Here is a 6,586-nt window from a genome sequence, read left to right on the forward strand (position 1 = left end):
TTAGGTTACGCGCGAGAAGGTGTCCTTTAGCGCGCTGACTGTTGCGAGTTTTGCACGCAGACGTCCGGGTCAAGCGTTCCCGCAGCGAAGCGAGGACAACGCTTGACGCGGCGGCGACACCACAAACTTTTCATTGGGTGCAGGCGAAGTCCTGCACCCCTGCCACGTGGCGAACGGGGGGAGCGCGAGGGGGAACGCCTCGCATCTAAAGAAGACTCGCGCCGAAGGCGCTCCGCTTATCTCTCGTTACGGTGTTGTCATCTGTTAGTTCGATCGATTGGGTAAGCACGTGGAGATGTTGATTCTCTTTGCGCCTCCGGGTGCGTTGCCTCCGGAGGGCGGGATGGTTTCGATCGTGCGGGCGACCGACGGCGTTGAAGGGATTCCAGCCGGGTTTCCCATTTTACTCGACGCGCAGATGTCGATCATCGAGCCGGCTTTCAGCTATTTGCTCGAGCTCGCCACGATCCCCGGCCGTTCGCATGCGACGGAGACGCTGCGGACCTACAGCGAGCACCTGCATGACTGGTTCGACAGCTTGGAGCAGAGCGGCCTCGACTGGCGGCTTGCCGACGAAGGAACGATTGCTGGGTACCGCAACAGGATGCTGGCGGCACCGAGCCCCCATACGGGTCGCCCTTATGCCCGTTCAACCGTGAACGATCGTGTCCGGTCAGTGTGCCGCTTCTATTTGTGGGCGCATCGGCGCGGTCTGATCGACACGCTGCCGTTCGATTATGTCGATGTGTCGCTCCGGTCGTCGCGCCAGGGCATGATGGCGCATCTTGACCACCGTCGGCCTATCATAGCGGCGAATGTCCTGACAATTTCGGAAGCGGAGCGGCTGCCGCGCCCGCTGCGCGTCGATCAGCTCCAGGCTCTGTTCCACCATCTCGATCCGCCCTATGGGCTGATCGCAGAATGGGCGCTGGCGACCGGAATGCGCCGCAAGGAGTTGTGCGGCCTGAAGCTTCAACAGGTACCGGAGGTTGCCCATCTCGACATCGAGGAAGATCCGCTGGTCGGCATCCCGCTGACCATCACCAAGGGAGACCGGCCAAGGACCGTCTATCCGCCGTTGCGGCTAATCGACCGAACCCACTGGTACGCCGGAGAGGAGCGCGCCGCGCTCGTGAAGCGATTGCGCGCGGCTCGACCGCGCTATCGGTCGCCGGCGACGCTCTTCCTCAACAGCAAGGGCGATCCCATCACACGCGCAAGGCTCTCGGCGGTCTTCGGCGCTGGATTCAGGGCTGCCGGGCTCGCCGGATCAGGGCATTGGCTGCGACACACCTTTGCGATGGCGATGCTTGTCCGCCTGCAAAAGCAGGCGGCGACAACGCCTGACCTCAACCCGCTCAAGATCGTGCAGGTCCTTCTTGGTCATGCGTCGATCCAGTCGACCGCGATCTATCTGCGCTGTGTTGAGCTTCACGCGGACACACTCGCTGAGAGCCTCGCCTATCTGTATGGCGAACTGGTGCCTCATGGCCGTTCGTAAGCGGACCCCGATCGACCGCCGGTTTGCAACTGAGGCGACGCAGACGGCGGCGGTGGACTCGATAGCGCCGGCTGACACGATCATTTTCGTCGATGCCTGGGGCAACCCCGATCAGCGGTTCGATTCCGGACAGCTCGCCGGCCTGCCTGTCGATCTGCGTGACCTCCTGGTCGAGGCATTCCGCGCGCATTGCGTCGCTCAGCAATCAGCAACACGCCAGACGACATGGAGGGCGCTCCGACGTTTCACCTGTTTCGTCGTTGACGACGGCATGATCGAGACCGCGAGTGATCTCGATACCGCGGCACTTGGCCGCTATGTACTCTGGCTGAAGAAGCAAGGGGCATCGCGAGCGCCACGCGGGGCCCACGCTATCGCCTTCGACCTTCTGCGTCCCTTGCTCTTCTGGTGTCGGCGTAATCGACGCGGGCGCATAGCGCACGACCTGGAGATCCCCTGGAATGCGTTTCCGGGGCGGAGGGCGAGCCAACAGCCTCGGCGACGACTTCCCTCGAATCAGGTCAAGGCGATCCTGCGGGCCTGCTACGAGGAGATCGACGAGGCCTGGGCCCGGTTTCAGTACGGGCAGGAGGTTATCCGACGCCCCGAGCTACCGCCCAAGACCTTGCGCGGCCAGGGGCTCGACCGATGGATATGGCGCATCGGCCGGATCGACGACGGCCTCATGCCCGACACGACTGTCCTCGAGGCGCACGGGATCAAGTCCAGCACGCTGGTCCAGTACTGGGGCGGCGCTCGGACCATGGCGCAGTATTTCCATATCACCACCGACACGCTGGTTCCTTTCTTCTTGGCCATCGCCATCCAGACCGCGGCCAATCCCGAACCGCTGCGCCACATCCGTCGGGATTGCCTTGTGCCGCATCCGCTCGACGAACACCGCGTCATCGTCGACTGGAACAAGCCCAAAACGGGCGCGCGGCTTCAGAAAGCGCAGCGGCGGTCCTTCGATCGCCGTCGGCGGTATGCCGCACCCAACCTGATCGAGATGATGCTGGCGCTGACAGAACCGATCATCGCCACAGCACCGCCAAGCGAGCAAGATCGACTCTTCCTGACGCGCAGCATCCATAAGGAGCATTCGCGCCGATCGCTTCGCAGCCGCACCGGGGTCATCGAACACACCGTTCTGAGGCGTGCCATCCTCAGATTCATCGAGCGCGCCAACCAACGCATCGACGCGTGGAACACGGACCATCCGGACCAACTGCGGGAGCCGATCGCAGACTTTGCGCCGGCGTTATTTCGTGGAAGCGTGGCGACTGAGCACTACCGCGCGTCGGGCGGAGACGTTCTCGTCGCTCAATCGATCCTGAACCATGCCAGCGTCGCAACAACAGAGACCTATCTCAAGAGCGAGGAGACGACCCGCCTCCAGCGCCAGACGATCGCGCACCTGCAAGAGCAGATGATCAACTGGGTGCTCGGCCCCGAGCGCGACACGCCTCCGCCGGCCTTCGGGAAGCTGCGCGCCACCGCCCCTTTCGGGCACGACTGCCTGGCTCCTGTCGCTCCCGGCCGAGACGGCGTCGATCGCCTCTGCCCGCAGTTCGGCGGCTGCCTCGCTTGTCCGGGCCTCGTCGTCCCGATCGATGTCGGGCATCTGGCGCGCATCCTCGCCGCTGTCGATCGGCTCGAAGAGGCTCGTAAACGGCTCGATCCGAAGCGCTGGAGCCTTCTCTATGCCCCGTCGTGGCGCATTCTCACCCAGGACATCCTCCCGGATTTCCCCGCGAACATGCACGAGCCCGCCCGCAAGCTCGCTACCGGCATGCCGCTGCTCCCGGAGTTGGAATGACTATGCCGGCACAATCAGAGCGGCTCCATCGTTTCGATGCCGCGCAACGCGTTTCGTCACGATCGATCTGGACCGATGCGCAATGGCATTTCGACCATACGCGGGCCGATCTGCGTCGTCACCAATTTCGCGTCGATTGGGCATTCGAGCTGCCGGACGGCAGTCGCTTCACCGATCCGCGATGGCATCGGTGGCTGGAGGATGCCCGCACCTTCCTATGGTCGCTTCGCGTCGATCCTCCTGTCGGTCGCCGGCAAGCTCAGGCCAGATCGCTTGTGACAGTGGCCGTCCAGCTGCGCTTCCTGATCCGATGGATGGCGGGCCGGGGCATGCACGGGTTCGACGAGTTGGACACCGATACGGCAAAAGAGTTCATGCGATCCGTCACGGAGCGACGCGGCCATGCAGGCATGCCGCTCCGACCGGGCACCCGTCAGGCATACGCCAATCTATTGATCGGCCTCTTCCAGCAAAGAGCCAGACTGGCCTGCCCACCGAGCGAGCATCCCTTCGCCGATGAGCGCGCTAGCCGGTTCTCCGGCTTCGGCCGCCAGACCATCCAGCGCTTGCCCCACACGCCGGACGACATCGCCGTTGCGCTCATCTCGGCAGCGATCCGGCTGATCGGGCAACCAGCCGCCGACGTCATCGCGCTGCGCGACCGCGTCGTGCCGTTTCGCAAGGACGATCCTGGCCCAACGCCTTTCGCCCACCGCCAGGCCGTCCGTGCGCTCGTCTCCTCGTTCCGCTTTTCCACGATCGAGGGCGAGGAGGTCGCCTGGCACCCTCCGTTGACCCGCACAAGGGAGTTGCGCCTGCTGATCAACCGGATTCAGGAGGCGTGTTTCGTCACCATCTCCTATCTGGTCGGCGCGCGCGTGTCAGAGATTCTCTCGCTTCAAGCGAACTGCGTCGAAGAGCGCCCATCCGCCGATGGCGCCGAATCCTTTAGCTATCTCCGCGGGCGGATCTTCAAGACCGCCGGCACTGACGCCGGAACGCCGCATCTCTGGCCGGCGCCGGCACCCGTCCTGCGCGCCGTCGAGGTCCTGCATCATCTGTCGGAGCCATTTCGCGCTGAGACAGGCCGATCGGAGCTCTGGCTCTCCCTCGCTGGCAGGGGCGTCGTCGACCGCCGCCCGCCGGAGGTCCCGACCGGCTGGTCTCTCATCATCCGGCTGAACCGGAGGTTCGCTCCCTTCATCGATCTGCCTTGTCAGGGTGACGGCACGCCCTGGCACCTGACCACGCATCAGGGGCGCAAGACTTTCGCCCGCTTCGTCGGCAAGCGCGATCGCACCGGCCTGCACGCTCTCCAGCATCACTTCGGGCATGTGACCCGCATCATGACCGACAGCGCCTATGTCGGTACCGATTTTGATCTGAGCGAGCTCGTGGACGCACAGACCCTCGAAGAGACGCGCTTCGCTCTCGAGGAGCTGCTCACCGCCTCGCGCCTCGCCGGCAATGGCGGGCGCCGTTTGTCCTCGCGATCGCGTTTCCGCGGCCGCACGCGCGACGGCGAGCTCGCCGCCTACATCAATTTCCTGATCGAAGACAGCGGCATGCGGCTCGGCGTCTGCGATTGGGGGTATTGCGTCTACCGTGTGGAGACCGCCGCCTGCATGGGCGACAATCGTGGTCCGAACGCGCTCTGGCGCACCCAGAGCACCTGCGCAAGCTGCGCCAACTTCGCCGTCACCGAGCGTCATCGCCCGGTCTGGCAGGCACGCCTCGACCGCAATCTGGCGTTGATCGCCGATCGACGCCTCGACGATCCAAGCCTCGCGCTCGCCAACACGCGCATCGCCGAGTGCCAACGCATTCTGTCCGATCTTTCCGCCGCAGGAGAAGGCCATGCCCAAGAGATCCACCGCAAATCCGGATGATCGGCGCATAAAGGCCACGGCGGAGAAGCTGCGCGCGGCGCTCGATCGATTGACGAATGGATCCTCAGAACAACCCGCCGCTTCGATCCGACGTTTGACCGTCGCTGCGCTCGCGCGCGAGGCGGGCGTCGGCCGCAACGCCATCTACGCCAATCACCGTGACATCCTCGACGCCCTCATCCGAGCCCGCCGACGGCAAAGCGTACCTGATCGGATCACCACCATGGGCGACACACTCGTCGAACAGCGTGGTGTAATCGACAACATGCAGCAGCAGATCCGGCAGATCGTCACTGAGAATGCCGGCCTCCTCCAACGCGCCATCGAGGCGGAACGCCGTGCCGAGAGGGCCGAGCGCCGCAGCGCCCACTTGACCAAGGAGATCGTTGTCCTGCGCGGTCCCGCAGTGCTGCGAACGTCGAGCGAATGACCTCGTGCGTCGCGGGTGCCGTTCTCGTCGCGGCGGATTCACGAGCATTACCTTGGATCCGCTCCGAAGCGGCGGTATCACGGCGCCATCTGCACGAACAATCGAGCCTTCTCCGTTGGATCGGGGTCGCGGGATCAACCCGCCGTACCTTCGATCGCGCTACTGTTGCCGCGGTGATGTCGCCGTCGCGGCGGTAGTGAGGGCCTTTGAGCAATGCTCTCCTGTTGGGTTGCTTAGCCCACGTCCATACCGGCCTTTTTCTGGGGGATCACGCGCCACAATACGCTCGCTGCGCTCGCCGACCTTTACCCGCAATGGCTCGTTCGCGATCTTCTTCCCCTGCCGCCAAGCGGCGGCATTCCTCGCGAGGCAACAAGATCGCTCAGCCCGCCATCCTCCGCTGACGCTGCGGGCCAGAGGCTGCAGGTCGGTCGTTGCGGCGCTCAAAGATCGCCATCAAGGCCGCGATGGTCGCGGGCTTGGAAACAGCAACAGGAGATCACTATGGCTCAGATTGGCACCTTCACCCGCGCCGAAGACGGCTCATACACCGGCACCATCAAGACGCTCTCGCTCAATTTCAAGGCGCGCTTCCTTCCGGCCGAACCCTCTGAGAACGAGAAGGCTCCGAACTTGCGCGTGGTGGTCGGTAATGTCGAGATAGGTGCCGCGTGGCAGCGGACCTCCAAGGACAACAACACCGTCTACCACTCGGTCAAGCTCGACGACCCGTCCTTCCCGGCGCCGATCTACGCCAACCTCGTCGCGGTCGATGACGGCTACGCATTGGTCTGGTCGCGCTGATGCGGCCACCGCTCGGATGCGGCGCCCCATCTCGGGGCGTCGCAAATCCGACAACAGGACACTGTAGAAGTGTCCTTCAGAAAATGTCGCTATCGGATCAACCGCTTCATTTCAGAAAGACGGTTGCCAACTGACCTAAAACG

At 64.0% G+C, this 6,586-nt stretch carries 5 protein-coding genes; all 5 read left to right on the forward strand.

What is annotated here, in order from left to right; translation table 11 throughout:
* Positions 1-355: 355 nt before the first annotated feature.
* The 5 genes from JQ573_RS40855 to JQ573_RS39975 all read left to right on the forward strand — a co-directional run bounded on the left by JQ573_RS40855 (position 356) and on the right by JQ573_RS39975 (position 6,443).
* Complete coding sequence (locus JQ573_RS40855; protein WP_312011759.1) at positions 356-1,501, forward strand: tyrosine-type recombinase/integrase; 1,146 nt, start codon at positions 356-358, stop codon at positions 1,499-1,501.
* Positions 1,488-3,320 (forward strand): site-specific integrase, encoded by a 1,833-nt coding sequence (locus JQ573_RS39960; protein ID WP_057196366.1) that lies wholly within the window; start codon positions 1,488-1,490, stop codon positions 3,318-3,320. Before JQ573_RS40855 ends, JQ573_RS39960 begins: the two co-directional genes overlap by 14 nt.
* The gene (locus JQ573_RS39965; protein WP_057196367.1) at positions 3,317-5,209 is read left to right on the forward strand and encodes a hypothetical protein; all 1,893 of its coding nucleotides are present in this window, start codon (positions 3,317-3,319) and stop codon (positions 5,207-5,209) included. Before JQ573_RS39960 ends, JQ573_RS39965 begins: the two co-directional genes overlap by 4 nt.
* A complete protein-coding gene (locus JQ573_RS39970; protein WP_057196368.1) occupies positions 5,178-5,639 on the forward strand; it encodes a hypothetical protein in 462 nt (153 codons plus the stop codon). Before JQ573_RS39965 ends, JQ573_RS39970 begins: the two co-directional genes overlap by 32 nt.
* 504 nt (positions 5,640-6,143) lie before the next feature.
* The gene (locus JQ573_RS39975) at positions 6,144-6,443 is read left to right on the forward strand and encodes a DUF736 domain-containing protein (protein ID WP_057196369.1); all 300 of its coding nucleotides are present in this window, start codon (positions 6,144-6,146) and stop codon (positions 6,441-6,443) included.
* Positions 6,444-6,586: the final 143 nt, after the last annotated feature.

Source organism: Bradyrhizobium sp. AUGA SZCCT0105, assembly GCF_018129565.1.
Lineage (GTDB): Bacteria > Pseudomonadota > Alphaproteobacteria > Rhizobiales > Xanthobacteraceae > Bradyrhizobium.

What these genes read in the sequence shown, in the direction of transcription:
- JQ573_RS39960 (WP_057196366.1), top strand. Translation starts at nt 1,488, where the DNA reads ATGGCCGTTCGTAAGCGGACCCCGATCGACCGCCGGTTTGCAACTGAG.
- JQ573_RS39965 (WP_057196367.1), top strand. Translation starts at nt 3,317, where the DNA reads ATGACTATGCCGGCACAATCAGAGCGGCTCCATCGTTTCGATGCCGCG.
- JQ573_RS39970 (WP_057196368.1), top strand. Translation starts at nt 5,178, where the DNA reads ATGCCCAAGAGATCCACCGCAAATCCGGATGATCGGCGCATAAAGGCC.
- JQ573_RS39975 (WP_057196369.1), top strand. Translation starts at nt 6,144, where the DNA reads ATGGCTCAGATTGGCACCTTCACCCGCGCCGAAGACGGCTCATACACC.